The 17,178-nt window shown below is 44.6% G+C and carries 14 protein-coding genes; 12 read left to right on the forward strand and 2 right to left on the reverse strand.

What is annotated here, in order from left to right; translation table 11 throughout:
* Positions 1-17 precede the first annotated feature (17 nt).
* Positions 18-572: a hemerythrin domain-containing protein gene (locus FRZ06_18240; GenBank protein QOX65148.1), complete on the forward strand. Its 555-nt coding sequence runs from the start codon at positions 18-20 to the stop codon at positions 570-572.
* Between the two features lie 87 nt (positions 573-659).
* Here the strand turns inward: FRZ06_18240 and blaR1 are convergent, their stop codons facing one another.
* Both blaR1 and FRZ06_18250 read right to left on the reverse strand, forming a co-directional pair.
* Positions 660-2,423 carry a BlaR1 family beta-lactam sensor/signal transducer gene (gene blaR1, locus FRZ06_18245; protein QOX65149.1) on the reverse strand — a complete coding sequence of 588 codons (1,764 nt, stop codon included), beginning with the start codon at positions 2,421-2,423 and terminating at the stop codon, positions 660-662.
* Positions 2,424-2,475: 52 nt separating this feature from the next.
* Positions 2,476-2,847 (reverse strand): BlaI/MecI/CopY family transcriptional regulator, encoded by a 372-nt coding sequence (locus tag FRZ06_18250; GenBank protein ID QOX65150.1) that lies wholly within the window; start codon positions 2,845-2,847, stop codon positions 2,476-2,478.
* 161 nt (positions 2,848-3,008) lie between these two features.
* Here FRZ06_18250 and FRZ06_18255 point away from each other — a divergent pair, with 161 nt between their 5' ends.
* The 11 genes from FRZ06_18255 (at position 3,009) to FRZ06_18305 (ending at position 17,150) form a co-directional block, all read left to right on the forward strand.
* The gene (locus FRZ06_18255) at positions 3,009-3,902 is read left to right on the forward strand and encodes a class D beta-lactamase (GenBank protein ID QOX65151.1); all 894 of its coding nucleotides are present in this window, start codon (positions 3,009-3,011) and stop codon (positions 3,900-3,902) included.
* On the forward strand, positions 3,895-5,673 hold the full coding sequence (locus FRZ06_18260) for a stage V sporulation protein D (GenBank protein QOX65152.1): 1,779 nt from the start codon (positions 3,895-3,897) through the stop codon (positions 5,671-5,673). The genes FRZ06_18255 and FRZ06_18260 overlap by 8 nt, the downstream gene beginning before the upstream one ends.
* A 194-nt stretch (positions 5,674-5,867) precedes the next feature.
* On the forward strand, positions 5,868-7,925 hold the full coding sequence (locus tag FRZ06_18265) for a DNA topoisomerase 3 (protein ID QOX65153.1): 2,058 nt from the start codon (positions 5,868-5,870) through the stop codon (positions 7,923-7,925).
* Positions 7,926-8,172: 247 nt separating this feature from the next.
* The gene (locus FRZ06_18270) at positions 8,173-10,011 is read left to right on the forward strand and encodes an EAL domain-containing protein (protein ID QOX65154.1); all 1,839 of its coding nucleotides are present in this window, start codon (positions 8,173-8,175) and stop codon (positions 10,009-10,011) included.
* Between the two features lie 302 nt (positions 10,012-10,313).
* The gene (locus FRZ06_18275) at positions 10,314-10,988 is read left to right on the forward strand and encodes a hypothetical protein (GenBank protein QOX65155.1); all 675 of its coding nucleotides are present in this window, start codon (positions 10,314-10,316) and stop codon (positions 10,986-10,988) included.
* A 19-nt stretch (positions 10,989-11,007) separates the two neighbouring features.
* On the forward strand, positions 11,008-11,757 hold the full coding sequence (locus tag FRZ06_18280; protein ID QOX65156.1) for a CpsD/CapB family tyrosine-protein kinase: 750 nt from the start codon (positions 11,008-11,010) through the stop codon (positions 11,755-11,757).
* Positions 11,758-11,783: 26 nt separating this feature from the next.
* Positions 11,784-12,536, forward strand: a complete 753-nt coding sequence (locus FRZ06_18285) for a hypothetical protein (protein ID QOX65157.1) — start codon at positions 11,784-11,786, stop codon at positions 12,534-12,536.
* 10 nt (positions 12,537-12,546) lie between these two features.
* The gene (locus tag FRZ06_18290) at positions 12,547-13,743 is read left to right on the forward strand and encodes a sugar transferase (protein QOX65158.1); all 1,197 of its coding nucleotides are present in this window, start codon (positions 12,547-12,549) and stop codon (positions 13,741-13,743) included.
* A gap of 35 nt (positions 13,744-13,778) precedes the next feature.
* Complete coding sequence (locus tag FRZ06_18295) at positions 13,779-15,035, forward strand: glycosyltransferase family 4 protein (protein ID QOX65159.1); 1,257 nt, start codon at positions 13,779-13,781, stop codon at positions 15,033-15,035.
* Complete coding sequence (locus FRZ06_18300; protein QOX65160.1) at positions 15,022-16,044, forward strand: NAD-dependent epimerase/dehydratase family protein; 1,023 nt, start codon at positions 15,022-15,024, stop codon at positions 16,042-16,044. Before FRZ06_18295 ends, FRZ06_18300 begins: the two co-directional genes overlap by 14 nt.
* On the forward strand, positions 16,041-17,150 hold the full coding sequence (locus FRZ06_18305; protein ID QOX65161.1) for a capsular polysaccharide biosynthesis protein CapF: 1,110 nt from the start codon (positions 16,041-16,043) through the stop codon (positions 17,148-17,150). Before FRZ06_18300 ends, FRZ06_18305 begins: the two co-directional genes overlap by 4 nt.
* Positions 17,151-17,178: the final 28 nt, after the last annotated feature.

Raw genomic sequence — 17,178 nt, forward strand, 5'->3', positions numbered from 1 at the left:
TGGGAGGAGAGAACGGTATGAATTATATTGAACTAATGGTGGATGAGCACAGACACATTAAACGGATGCTGGCAGTAATCAGAAAGTACTGCTATAAAGTACTGAAAAGTGAACCGGTAGACTATAACGATTTCTTTGGTCTGATTGATTTCGTCCGCAATTATGCTGATCAGCATCATCATGGAAAAGAAGAAAAACTTCTGTTTCACAGAATGGTGGAAGAGCTGGGCCCTGCAGCAGAAAAGCTGGTGAAGCATGGGATGCTGGTGGAGCACGATCTGGGAAGGCTGCATATTCAGGAACTGGAAGCAGCGGTGCATAAAGTGATGGAAGGCGACGATGAAGCAAGGCTGGATGTGATTGCCAACGCCATTTCCTATGTCAACCTGCTCCATAGACATATCGAGAAAGAAGATAATGTCGTCTACCAGTTTGCACAGAAGAATCTGCCGCAGGAGATTCAGGACAATCTTGAAAGAGAGTGTGCCCTGTTTGAGCAAGATGCAGAAGCGAAGGAAGTTCAGAAAAAATATCTGGATATGGTTGCAGAGTTTGAAAAGAAAGTGCAATAAATGAACGCACGCCCTAAAGGAACGCTGCCTCATTCAAGGTGTGTACCTTCCATTCGATCAGCGATTCCCTTGAATATACAGGAATGATTATTTTTGCGAAGAATCATTCCTGTATATTTTTTTGTCATTAAGGATCGATAGTGTGATCTTTGCTGCTGTGCTGCCGCTGCAGTTTTCTCCATTTTGGATATTTGTGGCAAAGAAATAGGTATTGCCTTCTGTTTCCACAAACCCAATAAACCAGCCGTTTTTATTCAGGCCTTTGACATCACCCGTGCCTGTTTTTCCGAAAAGCAGGCCGTTATTGGAGCTGGACAGAAGCATGGCATCTTTCACAATGCCGACATTTCTGGGATCGAATTTCAAATCATTCTGATAAAAACGGGTCATTTGTTCCACTTGCTCGATGGGAGAGATCTTCAAGGAAGACTCTGCCCAAAAATCGTCAAGGCCGCCTGACAAATCCCGATTCCCATAGTCAATCAGATCGAAACGATTCTGGAGTTTTTCCATTCCCATCCGTTTGTTCAGCTCTTGAAAATACCAGTTGACAGAATATCTCATGGCAGAATCAAGCGTCTGATCACCGTTCCATTCCTTATAAGGGTAATTGGTATGATCCCAGGAAAGTCCCGTGTTTTCCGGGGAGATAATGCCGTATTCTAAAGCAAACAGTGCACTGTATATTTTAATGGTTGAATCAGGGGAAACCCTTTTGGAACTCTGCTTGAGGTTATGAACCTCATAGGAATCCGCTGCAAGATTATACAGCACGAAGCTCCCGTCCATATTTGGAAAGTATGCGCTGAGATCTTCGTATTCCGTATTCTGGCTTGCAGAAGCAAAATCATAGTAGCCGGAGGCGAGAACATTTAATGGGGTCATTGGAGCGATGAAGAGTATGATGGCAAATATCAGAAGAATCGCAAGGCTGCTGCGAAATCCTGTCCTGCTATTTTCCATTTTGAACTGTACGATCTCCGAAATGCGGCGATGGATTTGGCGGTTGCCGCCGCTGAATTCAAGAATCAAGCTGAACGCAGCTCTACGAAGATACTGCTCCGCATAATGGATGATGGTATTTCCATAATCAATATAAGCGTTTTCACCAAGAATTCTAAGAACCAAGGTGTCGCAGGCAACCTCCCGGTCAATCCGTATTTGCTTTACTGCAAACCAAACAAAGGGATTAAACCAATAAATAGTCGCAGACAGGCAGCTCCCATAGTTGAAGTAAATATCTCTGCTTTTGTAGTGCTGTAATTCATGAAGCAATATGTATCGAATTTCCGAATCGCTCATGTTCTGTCTGATTGTCGCAGGAAGAATAATACAGGGATGGACGATACCAAAACTCATGGGGGTGGGGGCTTGCGCTGATTGGTAAAGTGCGATACAGCGACTGATTTTTAATTCAGTTTTACAGTCAGAAAAAATTGCTGCAATCTCATTGTCAAGGCAAAGTACCGAATCCTGTTTTAACTGGCGCAGCCTGTGGCTAGCAACCAGGAACATGACGGACATGAAAACAATTCCGCACGCCCATAGCACCGTAAACAGCAGCTGCAGATCCGGAACTGTGTGCTGCTGGATCGTGATTGTAAAATCCTGCAGCCAATCGCCGGGCGCTGTTCCGGTGGCAGCATGCGCAAAGTCGGCTTTCGCGCCGGCTTTTGCAGTGATGTTTTGAAATGCGGGGAAACCGCAAAAGGGCACTTTTGTGAAAGGCAAGAACGGCAGAAACAACATGGAAAGGAAAGGAACCCAGATATAATATTGAAATCCTGCTGTTGTGCTGTTTTTCAGCACTGTTTTTAGGAGCATAATAATCAGGAAGATGATGGAAATCATCGCGTTATTCCATAAAAATCCTACTATGAAAGAGAGCGACACTATTGATACCTCATTTCTTTTTCGATAGAAGCTCTTTTAACTCGTGAATGTCTTCATCAGACAATTTATCATTCTCTATAAAACTGGAAACCATTGATTTCAGCGTTCCATTATAGAACCTGTTCAGAAAACTGCGGCTTTCCATGTCGACATAATCTTCTTTGCGTACCATGGGAGAATAGAAGTAAAGGCGGCCCTGCTTCTCATGGCAGACGGCTCCCTTCTTTTCTAGACGAATCATCATGGTTTGCATTGTCTTGGGGCTCCAGGCTTTCGTTTTGCTCAAAAGCTCAACGATTTCGTTGGTATTGATTGGAGCCTGATCCCAGATGATTTTCATTACTTCATACTCAGCTTCTGATATTTGCGGTAGCTTATTCATCTTAGCCTCCTTTGTGTACGCCAATTCTTACGAGTGTAATATAAGTGAATTATAGTACTCGATGAAATGCAAGTCAATGAAAAAATAGGATTGACATTAATATCTTACAACTGTAAGATATTAGATATTACATATGTAAGAATAAAAGGAGCGTATTGAACATGAAAAAAATCATTTGCCTTTTCTTAATCGCGTTTCTCTCGTTTGGTTTTGCTGGCTGCATCCGCCAGGACACTCTTGGGGCACACTCCGATGAATCAGGAGCTGTGATTGAGCAGCAGTCTCCGGACAGCTTTCCTGAGTTATCTCAGGTAAGCTACATAGAAGTAGACTACGGCAGCTACTTTAACGGCATAAATGGCTGTGCTGTTTTTTATGACAATCTAAGTGAACAATACAGCCTGTATCAGAAAGAACTCTGTGAGCAGCAAAAATCTCCATGCTCAACGTTTAAGATGATCTCAACACTGATGGGTCTGAAATATGGTGTTCTCGAATCAGAGGACTCCAGGATGAACTACAATGGAGGAATCTATCCGGTTGAAGTGTGGAATGCAGATCTAACCCTGAAGGATGCATTTCAGAAATCATGTATCTGGTATTTTCGGCAGGTAATAGATAAGGTTGGTAAGGAATCTTTTCAAAGGGAACTGGAAAATCTTCATTACGGCAACAGGGATATCAGCAAATGGCAGGGGAGCAATACGAATCCACTGCCTGATCTGAACGGTTTCTGGCTTGATTCGTCCTTGAAGATTTCGCCCATAGAGCAGGTTGGTATCGTAGAAAAGATCTTCGAGGGAAATACGGAATTCTCACCGGAGTATGTAGCGTTGCTTCAGAATCTCATGCTTGTTCAAGACAGCAACGGGGTGCGTATTTACGGAAAAACTGGCTCAGGCGTGAATGGAAATGCATGGTTTGTTGGATTTTGCGAAGGGGAGTCAAAACGGTACTATTTTGCAGTTTATCTGGAGGATAAAAATGCAGAGGCGTCGAGCGCTGCTGCAAAAGAAATTGCAATGAAGATCTCAAACGACTTGCTGTATGAATGAGGTGAAAAGAAGATTAATTTTCCTCTTTATGATTATAAATGTTGTGCTCATTTCCCTTGCGTTTCGCATTGGATGGGTGCAGATTGTATCCGGGGAGAAATATGAAAAAATCGCAAAGGAACAGCAGACCCGCGACCAATTCGTACCTGCCAAAAGGGGTTCTATCTACGACAGAAATGGTAAGGAACTTGCGGTCAGTGCAGTTACTCACAGCGTTTGGGTTCGGCCTGCAGCACTGACCAATCCCAGATCAAAAAAGACAAAGGAAGATCAGCTGACAGAAACCGCAGCTGCGTTAGCGAGTATCCTTTCGCTGGATCAAGATTCAGTTCGTGCTTCCATGAACACAAAAAGAAACCTCGTTAAAATCGCCAAATATGTGGAGAAAGAGAAGGTGGATCAAATCAGGGATAGAGGGCTTTACGGCGTTGAGATTACAGAGGAAGTCAAACGCTACTATCCCATGGGTGCATTTGCCGCACACGTCTTGGGCAGTACCACCGACGAAAACAGGGGGCTGATGGGAATTGAACTTGAATACGATCAGTATTTGAGCGGGATGAACGGGCGCTTCATTTACAGTGCTGACCGAGACGGAGGGAATCTGATTAGCGGAAGAGAGAAATTCTTTCAGGCAAAAGACGGATGGGATATTGTATTAACCATTGATGCGGTGATCCAGATGTATGTTGAAAATGCTTTGGACCGTGTCCGTGAAGATACGGCGGCAGACAGAGTGATGTGCATTGTTATGGACCCAGAAACAGGGGACATCCTTGCGATGGCAATGAACCCGGACTTCGACCCCGGCAACCCGCGCGTTCCTTTGGATGGAGCGGAGGCTGCCTATCTGGAAACCCTTTCGGACAGCAAAAAACTTGATTACTGGAACTCCATGTGGCGAAATCCCATGGTGAGTGACACTTACGAACCCGGCTCAACCTTTAAACTTTTGACAACGGCAATCGCACTGCAGGAAGGAGTAACCTCTCCGGAAGATATCTTCTACGATACCGGGAAGGTAAACGTTGCTGGTACAGTTTTAAAATGTTTGCAGTGGCGCAACCCCCATGGAAGAGAAACTCTGGTGGAAGCGGTTGAAAATTCCTGCAACCCTGTTTTTGTTGAACTGGCCCGAAGAATTGGGATAGAGAAGTATTATGACTATCTGGAACTCTTTGGCTTGACACAGAGAACCGGAATCGACTTCCCGGGAGAGGGTCTGGCGATACTGCAAAAACAAGAGTCTGCAGGGCCGGTGGGGCTGGCAACCATGTCCTATGGACAGGGCATAGCAGTAACACCGATACAACTGATCACCGCCATTTCTGCTATTGGGAATGAAGGGAAAATCATGAAGCCGAGACTTGTAAAGGAAATGATGGACGGCGGCAATGTGGTATGGAAAAATGATATTCGCATTGAGCGGCAAATATTGTCTAAGAAGACAACGGAGGAGATGACATCTATTATGGAATCCGTTGTGGATGAAGGCGGCGGGATCAAAGCTAAAATCAGCGGATATCGGATTGGTGGGAAAACAGGAACTGCCAATAAGGCCTTCAATGGAGGGTATAGCGAGGATACCTACTCATCCTTTATAGGAATGGCCCCCATTGAAGATTCCAGAATTTCCATTCTGCTGATTGTAGACAATCCAAAAGGCGTGAAAGCAGGAAGTCTGACCGCGGCTCCCGGGGTTAAGGATATTTTGGAAAATACATTGCGATACATGAGAATGAAGCCTACGGACAGCGGCAATGCACTGTAAGGCGGAATAAAACAGAATATGGTAAGGCTGAATATCGAAGGCAGAAATTGAAAATGGCTTTCACAAATGCACCGGAATGTGATACCATACTTATACGCATTTGAAACAAAGATCCGAAGCAATGAGACCGTCCGGTCTCATTTTCCTGCGCTGCGCAGGCGGAACCAGTGAATAAAGCATATAAGAGGTAACCATTGAGCAAGCAATTATACATAACAGAAAAACCATCCGTTGCGGCAAGCTTTGCCAATGTTCTGGGTGTTAGGATTTCTCCTTCCGACAGGGCAAGAGGTTATGCTGAGACGGAACATTCCATTATAACATGGTGTTTTGGACACCTTGTCACCTTAGCATACCCGGATGCCTATGATCCGGAGTACAAGCTGTGGCGGGTGGAGCATCTGCCCATCATCCCCAAGGAATACAAATATACTGTAATCGACAGCAAGGGGACGGCAAAGCAGTTTGAAACCGTTAAGAATCTGATGACGAGAAAAGACGTGGACATGATCTATTCCTGCACCGACAGCGGGCGGGAAGGAGAATACATCTTTCGTCTGGTGTATCAGATGAGCGGTTCGGAAAAGGCTGCGAAACGGGTCTGGATCTCGGCCCAGACCGAGGAAGCGGTGAAGAAAGGCATTGATGAAGCCAAGGATCTCAGCGAATACGATTCGCTTTCAAAGTCGGCTTATTGCCGGGCGAAAGAGGATTGGCTCTTTGGTATGAATTTCAGCAGAATTTACACCTGCAGGTACGGAAGACAACTGGCTGAGACGCTGCAGGAGGGCAAATCCACAGTGATTCCCATCGGCAGAGTCATGACCTGTGTCCTTGGACTCATCGTTGATCGGGAGCTTGAAATCAGAAACTTTGTGCCAAAGCCCTATTATGTGATCAATGCCAACTTCCTTTCAAAGGATAGCGGAATTGCGTATAAAGGGAAGTGGCAGCCGAAAAAAGATGATCAGAAGGAAGATAAAAAGGAAGGAAAGAATTCTGGAGATTCAGCCGCCCAGGATGGAGCAGGCACGAGCATGAAGGCTGCGGATGGGAAGGCAGCTGGAAAGCAAGCGGGCAAAGCTGGTGGAAAAGCAGCGGAAGATACCGAGAGTGAAGAGAAATACATCAGCAAAGAGGAAGCAGAGGAAGTCATCAGAAGCCTGGAAGGGCAGGAAGCTGTCGTAAAAAAGGTTGAGGTCAAGGTGAAGAAGGAACAGCCACCATTGCTGTTCAATCTGGCGGAATTGCAGTCCGAAGCCAATAAAAAATTCAAGATATCAGTAAACCGCACTCTGGAAATTGCCCAGACCCTTTACGAGAAGAAGCTGATTTCCTATCCCAGAACCGACAGCAGGGTGCTTTCTACCGAGGTAATTCCCGAGCTTCCTAAAATACTCAACGGCCTGTATAAAAACGAGGACTTCAAGGAACCCGTCATACGAATCAAGGAGTTTGGTAAGCTGGCGGTAGACAAGAAGACCAAGCGCTTTGTGGATGACAGCAAGGTCACAGACCATTATGCCATCATTCCCACCTACGTGACCACAGCGCTATCTGGTCTGGATGAGGAGACGAGAAACATTTACACCCTGATTGTAAAGCGTTTTCTCGCAATCTTCTATCCTCCTGCCGAATACAATACCGTTCGTGTGGAGACCACGGTGGGCTCAGAACTCTTCGTCACCAATTCCAGAACCCTCAATGAGCTGGGCTGGAAGGAAATCTATGACGTATCAGCAGCGAAGAAAGATGAGGAGTTGTCCGAATCTCCAATCCAGCAGCTGGTGAAAAAAGAAAAATGCGATGTCACCAGTTACGATCTGGAAGAAAAGGAAACCAAGCCGCCGTCCCGTTTTACCGACGGCTCGCTGATTCTCACTATGGAGAAAGCCGGAAAATATATCGAAAATGAAGAACTGCGGGAACAGATCAAAACCTGCGGAATCGGCACATCTGCCACCAGAGCAGGGATTATAAAAAAGCTTACGGACATCGGTCACATCAAAATCAACAGTAAAACCCAGATTGTAACGCCCGAGCCAAAAGGCGAGGCCGTTGTAGAGCTGGTGCGCCATACCGCCAAAGAACTTTTGAACCCAATTCTCACCGCAAGCTGGGAAAAGGGTCTCTTTATGATCGAGAATAAGGAGATTTCTGAAGAGGTCTTTGAGGAAAAGCTGACAAAATACATCACCCGAACCATTGAGAAGGTGAAACGCACCGGTTACCTTCGGCAGGGAAGACCATAGTCGCTGGGCAGAGCCATCACGATCACAGTGAAAGATAAAAATTGGTTGAATTACTAAGTAAGTAAAAATTTGAAAATTCTGAAAGAGAACCGATTGACCAATTCCATCCGGTATATTAGAATAGATTCATATAGGCAAAGGAGCCTTGAAAGAGCTGTTTGATTCAGCTTTTTCAAGGTTTTTTGTTTGGCCGGAGCTTTTGTTTCCCTGAGCAGAGCGCTCAGCTGCAGAATGAGATCGGAGGTCTATGATGAGAGACAGTGGCGGAAGGAAAAATGTTCATGAGATTCGAAACATACAAGATATGATCGATAACAGACAATTGATCGCCCATTACCAACAGATTGTTTCGGTCAGCAGAAAGATGGTAATCGGAATCGAAGGCTTGATTCGAGGAGTCAATCCGTATACCGACAGGATGATTGCACCCAAAAGGCTATTTCATACAGCCGAGGAAAAGAAGGTTTCTCTGGAGCTGGATCGTGCATGCAGAGAGGAAATTCTGAAAGACTTCGGCAGAGTCTACCCCCGAAATCCGGAGAAGATGCTCTTTCTGAATTTGAACGCCGCCGTGCTTGAGGACTCCATCGGATCGGGATATTTGCTAGATCAGGTAGAAAAATATAACATTCCACCATCCCATATTGTAATAGAAGTCAGCGAAAAGCATGTGATGAATGATCATACCTTGAAAGAATTTGTGGACGTCTATAAAAAGCATGGATTTTTGGTGGCGCTTGATGATGTGGGAACCGGATTTTCCAATATGGATCGGATTTTGCTTGTGAAACCGGATATTATTAAAATTGATTATTCTCTTGTAAACAATATCCAGAACGATTTCTATAAACAAGGAATCTTCAAATCTTTCGTAATCCTTGCCAATAAGATCGGAGCCCTTATTATTGCAGAAGGCGTGGAAACCGAAGAGGAGGCCATTCAAGTGCTGCGCCTTGGAGGCCACATGATCCAAGGCTTTTACTTATCTATGCCCGGTGTGATGCAGGAACTTGATAAGCTGTATGAGAACGACAGGATCGATTTGCTCAGCAAAAAGTTTAAAGAATATATGAGCCTCCAATACAAACAGAAGCGAAATGAGCATAAAAAACTGATTCAGGTGGTCCAGCAAGCGATCGATCGGCTGACGGGGCTTTCCAGCGGTGATTTTGACAGAGCCCTTGAAGAGCTCGCAGCGGAACACGATGAGATGGAGTGCGTCTATATTCTTGATCGAACGGGGATTCAGCTTAGCAGCACCATCTGTGACAAAGGGGGAAGCGATAAACGGGAAAATAGATTTTTTTATTCTGCTCAAAAGGGAACAGACCATTCAATGGAAAAATACTATTATCCCCTTGTCAGCTCAAAACAAAAGAGCTATACGACAGAACCCTATGTATCCCTGGCAACGGGCAACCTTTGCATTACCATTTCCGCTGTCTTTGAGAACCGTGAAAAGAACCGCTGTATTTTTTGTGCTGATTTTACCACAGATGAGGATTCCTACAACATAGAAGTAAGAAGTTCGGGACCCCATGCTTCAACAGAAGTGCAATCTCGAATCGTAAACATGATAAAAGAAATGAACAAGGATATCTTTAAGGACAGCTTGACAGGAGCCTTCGATCGGCGCTATATCAAAACAAGGCTTCCGATCGATATGAAAAATTATCAACCCTTGTCAGTGATCCTGGTGGATATCGACCTGTTCAAAAAGGTGAATGATACCTATGGACATCTCGCCGGTGATTTGGTGCTGAAGGAGTTTGTCACTCTCGCAAGGCAATGTTTGAAAAACGAGGAAAGCTGGATCGCGAGATATGGAGGCGACGAATTTCTCATCGTATTGGATCATGCGGATGAAACAGCCGCAGATATTGTCGGAGAAAAAATTAGAAGTGCCTGTGAAGAAGCCGATGTGATATATGAAGATCAAGTAATCAACTTCACGATCAGCCTTGGGATTCATAGCGCTTCTTCACCTAGCAGTACCGTGGATGAATTGATCGGAAAAGCCGACAAAAATCTTTATCTGGCAAAGAAATATGGAAGAAATCAATCGTACGCCAATATTTTACGGTAAAGAGTAGAATAAAATTCAATTAAAACCTGCATTCCGTCGGAGTGCGGGTTTTTTATTGCCGTTGACTAGGGGCGATGTATGTAACATTAGGGTATGTATCATCATAATATGTCATAAAAAGGCCCATGAAAATGATCCTTTTTTCATTGGATCAGCGTAAATATAGATATGGCTTATCCATTAGGAACAAATGACCGAAATTCTGAGGTAAGCCATACTTAGGAAGCTGATTTTGAAGGGGGAGTAAGCTTCACTGCATATCACAAGGGCAACTTGATAAAATATGAGAACCTAGGAGAAATATGATGGAATATACGATAAATGAGCTGTTTGCAATTCTATTAAAGCGTAAATGGGTCATTGTTTTACTCACAATTCTCTTTACGACGGGTGCATTTACAGCTTCAGAATTTTTATTAAAGAAAGTATATACTGCTTCGGTTTCGCTGTATGTTGCTGCAGATAAAGAGCGAACGGATCCCTATGCAAAAATGAATGATTTAAACTATGCGCAGGAAGTGATTGGAACCTATATTGTGATTCTGGGGACAAATAATTTTCTGGACAAAGTATCCAGTGAAAGCAGATTAGGATACTCAACTCAAGAGCTGAGAAAAATGATTTCCATGAATTCTGTCAATGGAACAGAAATTTTTGAAATTCATGTCACAGCGCACAAACCGGAGGACTCCTACCTTCTGGCCAGAACTATAGCAAGACTAGCACCGAAGAAAATCATAGAGATTAAAAATGCAGACGCAGTGAAAGTGGTTGATTCTCCGGTGATGCCGGGTGAGCCCAGTGCACCCAACGTTTTTCTCAATACTGCAATTGGTTTTATGTCGGGCCTCCTGCTGGGAGGGATGCTGGTGCTTCTGCTGGAAATGCTGGATAAAAGGATCAAAGGAGAGGACGATTTTAGAAAACACTACACAGTGCCCATCCTAGGGAAAGTCCCCTTGGTAGAGAAAAAGTAAATTGAGGAGAATCAAAGCAATGTGGATTCGAAAAAGAGCAAAAAAGGAGTTAAAAGCGATCGCTATACTGGATGAAACGACTAATTTCATGGTCAGAGAAGCATATAAGACCATAAGAACAAACCTCCTCTTTACGCTGCAAAATCAAAAATCAGGTCGTGTAATCATAACCAGCTCTGCACCTGATGAGGGCAAAACAACGAGTTGCTGTAATCTTGGTATTACGCTGGCACAGACGGGAGCTAAGGTACTGCTGATAGACTGTGATCTGAGAAAACCCCTGATTCATCGGTGTTTCGCCAGAACAGGAGAGCCTGGATTGTCCGATTTACTTGCGGGCATAAAAGAAGACCCCTTTGAGGTGATCCAAAGCACTGACTATGAGAATTTGAGCATCCTATGCGCCGGAACCCTTCCTCCTAATCCTGCCGAGCTTCTGGGGAGCGAGAGAATGGCAGAGCTTATGATAAAGCTTTCTCAGGAATATGAATATATTTTGATCGATACCCCGCCAATTAATCTTGTGTCAGATGCCCTTACGCTTTTGTCTTTGGCAGATGGGGTGATTCTGGTTGTCAGGCAGATGAGAACGTCCCATCCTGAAGTTTTCAATGCACTAAACAGTTTGAACTTTGCAAACACAAAGATTTTGGGAGTTATACTAAATGGCATCCGTATCTCGGAGCAGGATAAATATTTGAAAAAAAGCTACAAAAAATACAATGGATATTTAGTAGGAAACGCCGATTCATTCCGTGCACACATCTGATCGGCTTATTTTTCGGTGAGGAAACGATGATGTTGGACCTTCATACACATATTCTGCCGCATATGGATGATGGTGCGGGCAGCGGAGATGAGGCTGCCGCATTAATACATGCGCTCATGGATCAAGGGATTACCACTGCTGTGCTTACTCCTCACTACTATCCCTTCAAAGAGAGCCTTCCTGCTTTCCTGGAAAGAAGAATGTGGTCTTACAACAGCCTTGGGGATTGTAAACTAAACTTGATTCTCGGCAGCGAAACCTACCTCTGTGAATCTCTATTCTGCTATGATTCTATTTCAGAGCTGGCCATAGAGAGTACTGAATTTCTGCTATTGGAGCTTCCGTATACGGAGCCATGGAGCAGCGATCTATTCAAACAGCTTCGGCGAATACGATCTAAATATAACCTCACTCCTGTCATTGCCCATGCAGAACGTTACGGGCACGTAAGGCAGAAGCGAGAGAGCATTTTACAGGAGCTGGTGGACTTAGGATGCATGATTCAGCTTAATATTGATTCTGTCATTGATCGGCAAAGCAGGTCATTGGCCTTGAGTATGCTGAAAGGGGGATGGGTTGATTTTGTGGGGTCAGACTGCCATAACATGAAGGAACGCCCGCCACGTTTTGATTTGTTTCGCAGGATTTTAGCAAGGAAGCTGCATGCGGATGTTATGAATGGAAGTTGGCCATGGACAGTAAACGCATGGGATGCCTTTTCCTGTGAACCGCGGACTAGGAAAGAACCAATTTCTATGGAGACTGAAGCCAGAGTGTGAGGGATGAACAATGATCAGGAATATTTTAGAATTATCCTACGCGGAAGCGGTGAAAAAAATTGCCGCCACAGGTTTTCTTCTGAATATTGCGGTGATTGTAATCTTGTATTTTTACAGCATTGCAAGGCCATCTTTTCTTTTTTTTCTTGGGGTGCAGGCATTTGAGGTGGGACTTGTGTTAATTTTTAAAGCGCTCATTGGATTGTTGCGACAGAGATTTGGCTATGAAAGCATGAACTTGATCATCGTAGATGATCTATCCGAATTTGATCTGGTAAATACACTGAGGCGAATTCACCGTGGAAGAGTGACGGTAATCACATATAACAGTGAAAAAATAAAAAAACTTTTAAGCAAGGCAGACAATATTTATCTTGCTGGAACCCTCACCAGTGAAATCAGAAATATGGTGGTCCCCTGCTGTACCCTGAAAAACAAAAGAGTTTATATCATACCGGAGGCATACGAGATTGCGGTTAGAAAGTCAAGATTCGCGTATATTGGTGACATCCCTGTATTTCTTATGGAGAGCTATCAGCTTTCAGATGTTCAAAGATTTGTGAAAAGATTTATGGATATTAGCCTTGCGCTTTCCGGAATTGTTCTTACTATGCCGCTGTTCTTTTTTGCAGCAATTGCAATAAAACAGGAACATAATGGGCCAGTTTTTTTCCGTCAGGTAAGGACCGGATTGAACGGGCAGGTTTTCAAGGTGATTAAATTCAGAAGTATGGTGGTGGATGCTGAGAGGGACACCGGGGCTGTTTTGGCGAAAGAAAACGACTTTAGAATAACGAAGATTGGTTGTTTTCTCCGGGCATCCAGGATTGATGAGCTGCCGCAATTTTTCAATGTTTTGACGGGAAGCATGTCCGTGGTGGGGCCGAGACCAGAGCGGCCGGTCTTTGTGGAAGAATTTCAGAAGCGCTATCCAGAATATCATTATCGGTTCTCTGTTAAACCGGGCATAACGGGACTTGCTCAAGTGAAGGGTAAATACTCAACAACCGTTGAAAATAAATTGAAATTCGATCTGATGTACCTCATTAACTACTCAATTCTACTGGATATTAAAATTATTCTGGAAACCGCAAAGGTTGTGCTTAACTGGGATCAAGCCAAGGGAATTAGCGAAGAGCAGAGCAGAAAATTTATTGATGTAAAAGAGCCCCGTAAGCGGCATGCGCGCAAACGGATGGCTCACTGATACCGCAGCGGCATGAGCATAATAATACCGGAGAAATGAATATGAGAATCACAATGATTGTACCTTATTTTAAGCCCGAGATTACGGCTGCCGTACATCTCCTTGATGATCTTGCCAGAGATTTAGCAAACAAAGGAGCGGAAGTCACTGTCATAACCGGATACCCCTTTCGGGGAACGAGCCGGGCGCTCAGAGAGCGCTTCATGCACCTGGCGGATGAACAGCTCACGGAACGAATCCGAATCCTGAGAGTCGGGCAAAGAAGAGAAGAAGGGAAAGTCTTCTTAATGAGAGGGATTCGCTATCTCTTTAAGACCGCAGCATTCTATCGGGTTGCACGGAGAATTCCCACAGACGCGTTTTTCCTTTACAGTACACCGCCACTGATGGGCGTTTTTGGAGGCTTGCTGGAAAAAAAGGCGCCAACGCTATACTGCCTGCAGGACATCTTTCCCGATAATCTAGCTGATCAGGGAAAAATAACTTCGGAGAGTATTCTCTTCAGAATCTTGCGCCGAATGGAAGCATATATTTATCGGACGAACACACGAGTTGTAACCATTTCAGAAGATATGAGGCAGAATCTGATCGAGAAGCAGGTTTCGGCAGATAAGGTCTTTGTGATTGAAAACTGGATTGATACAGATGAAGTCAGATTGATAACAAGAGAGGATAACCCATTGTTTGATCAATTTGGGCTTGACCGAGCGGGATTTTATGTTACATATTGCGGGAATCTGGGCTATGCGCAGGATCTCGATACAGTGATTAAAAGTGCAAAGCTGCTGGAAGAAAAAGCTCCGGAGGTACAATTCCTAATTGTCGGAAATGGTGTTTGTGAGGATGAAATAAAGAAAAAAATCACAGAGGAGAAGCAAGGAAACGTACGGATGTTTCCGTTGCAGCCAGAGGAAGCTTCCGCCTTCGTTTACAGTTTGGGTGATTTAGGAATTGTAGCCCTAAGGCCGCAGTTTCTCAAAAATGCCATGCCCTCCAAGACCTGGGCTATGATGGCAGCAGCACAACCGGTTTTATGTACAGCGGAGGAGCATACCCAGCTCCATAAACTCATTGCCTCCACAGGTGCAGGCGTTGTGGTATGCCCCGGAAGCGCGGAAGATATGGCAGCGGCCATCATGCACCTATGTGCAAACAGGCATTGTTTGAGAGAGCACGGTGCCAACGGCAGAGCTTACGCAGAGAAGTATCTGACCAGAGAGGGCGCTACGAGTAAGTACTATCAAATGCTGCAAGAACTGGCAGAGAGGAGAGAAAAGCATGTTTCAGGGTAAGACACTTCTCATTACAGGAGGAACCGGCTCCTTTGGCAATGCAGTACTAAACCGCTTTTTAAATAGTGAAATTGGTGAAATCCGTATCTTCTCCAGGGATGAAAAGAAGCAGGATGACATGCGGAGACAATATAAAAATGAAAAGGTAAAGTTTTTCATCGGGGACGTAAGAGACATGCAATCCTTAAAAAACGCCATGTATGGTGTAGATTACATCTTTCAGGCAGCAGCATTAAAGCAGGTGCCGTCCTGCGAATTCTTTCCAATGGAAGCGGTTAAGACGAATATACTTGGAACGGATAATGTTCTCACTGCAGCCATTGAATGCGGTGTCAAGAAAGTAATCTGCCTTTCTACAGATAAGGCGGCGTATCCCATCAACGCAATGGGGATCTCAAAGGCTATGATGGAACGGGTATTTGTGGCGAAAGCAAAGACTGTCTCTTCTGAAAAGACTCTGATCTGCGGCACAAGATATGGAAATGTCATGGCGTCCAGAGGATCGGTCATACCGCTGTTTCTCGAACAGATTAAATCAGGGAGTCCGATGACGGTAACAAATCCGAATATGACGAGGTTTCTGATGAGTCTTGATGAGGCGGTAGAATTGGTGGTATTTGCGTTCCGGAATGGTAAAGCAGGAGATATCATGGTCCAAAAGTCACCGGCATCCACGATTGGAGATCTTGCACAGGCGTTGAAAGAACTGTTTTGCGCAGACAATGAAATCAGGATTATTGGAACACGACACGGGGAGAAGAAATGCGAAACGCTGCTCACCAGAGAAGAACATAGTTCGGCCTTCGACCTTGGAAGCTATTACAGGGTACCAGCGGATACAAGGGATTTAAATTACGATAAGTATTTTACGGTTGGGAGTGAACTGCTTGCGAAAGCTGAGGAATACACCTCAGATAATACTGAGAGGCTCAGCGTGGAGCAGATTAAACAGAGACTTTTGTCGCTGGACTATATTCAGCGGGAACTGGAAGGGTGGGATCATAAATGAAGGTGCTCATTACTGGTGCGAGGGGGTTTATCGGAAGAAATCTCACAGCTGCACTGGAAAACACCAAAGAGCATGATGTTTTGAGATTTGATAAGGATACAGCACCAGAGCTGCTGGACGAATACTGCAGTAAGGCGGAGTTTGTGTTTCATCTTGCTGGAGTAAACCGTACAGGGACCCAAAGTGATTTTATGGAAATCAATCTTGGGTTATCCGCGCGTTTGACAGAAACGTTGAAAAAACATAATAATACTTGCCCGGTGATGCTTGCTTCTTCAATACAGGCATCTTTGGGAAATCCTTATGGCAGAAGTAAGAAGGCAGCGGAGGATTTGATGATCAGCTATGGAAGAGAGACTGGCGCTGAGGTACTGATCTACCGTTTTCCAAATGTCTTTGGAAAGTGGTGCAAACCAAATTATAATAGTGTAATTGCAACGTTTTGTCATAATCTTGTAAGGGATATGCCATTCAGCGTAGAAGACCCTGATCTGATCATGAAGCTTGTGTATATCGATGATCTGGTGGAGGAATTAATACGGGCGATGAACGGCAGGAAAAACGGAACTGGTTTTTTCTGTGAAGTGCCCATCGTTCACTTTGTGAAACTGGGAGATGCTGCTGAGCTGCTGACCTCTTTTCGGGACAGCAGAAACACCCTCGGCATACCGGATATGTCACAGGACTTTATTAAAAAAATGTATGCAACCTATACGAGTTACCTGCCGCAGGACCAATTTGGATACCAGCTGAAAATGAATACCGATGCCAGAGGTTCCTTTACAGAGTTTATCCGTGAAGGGGCAATGGGGCAAATTTCTGTGAATTGTATCAAGCCCGGAATCGTAAAGGGCAACCATTGGCATCATACAAAATGTGAGAAGTTCCTGGCTGTGAGCGGCAAGGGGATCGTCAGATTTCGGGAAGTTGGCTCTGCCCACGTCATTGAATATCAAGTAGGCGGTGAGGTACTTGAAGTGATGGATATTCCTGCCGGCTATACCCATAACATTGAAAACACAGGCCAGTCCGATCTGGTTGTAGTCATGTGGGCAAATGAAGCATTTGACCCGGAACGGCCGGACACTTATTTTTTGGAGGTTTAACAGCGCGAGGCCGAGAACAGAGCCAGGA

The sequence above is a fragment of the Clostridiales bacterium genome (assembly GCA_015243575.1).
Taxonomy (GTDB): domain Bacteria; phylum Bacillota; class Clostridia; order Peptostreptococcales; family Anaerovoracaceae; genus Anoxybacterium; species Anoxybacterium hadale.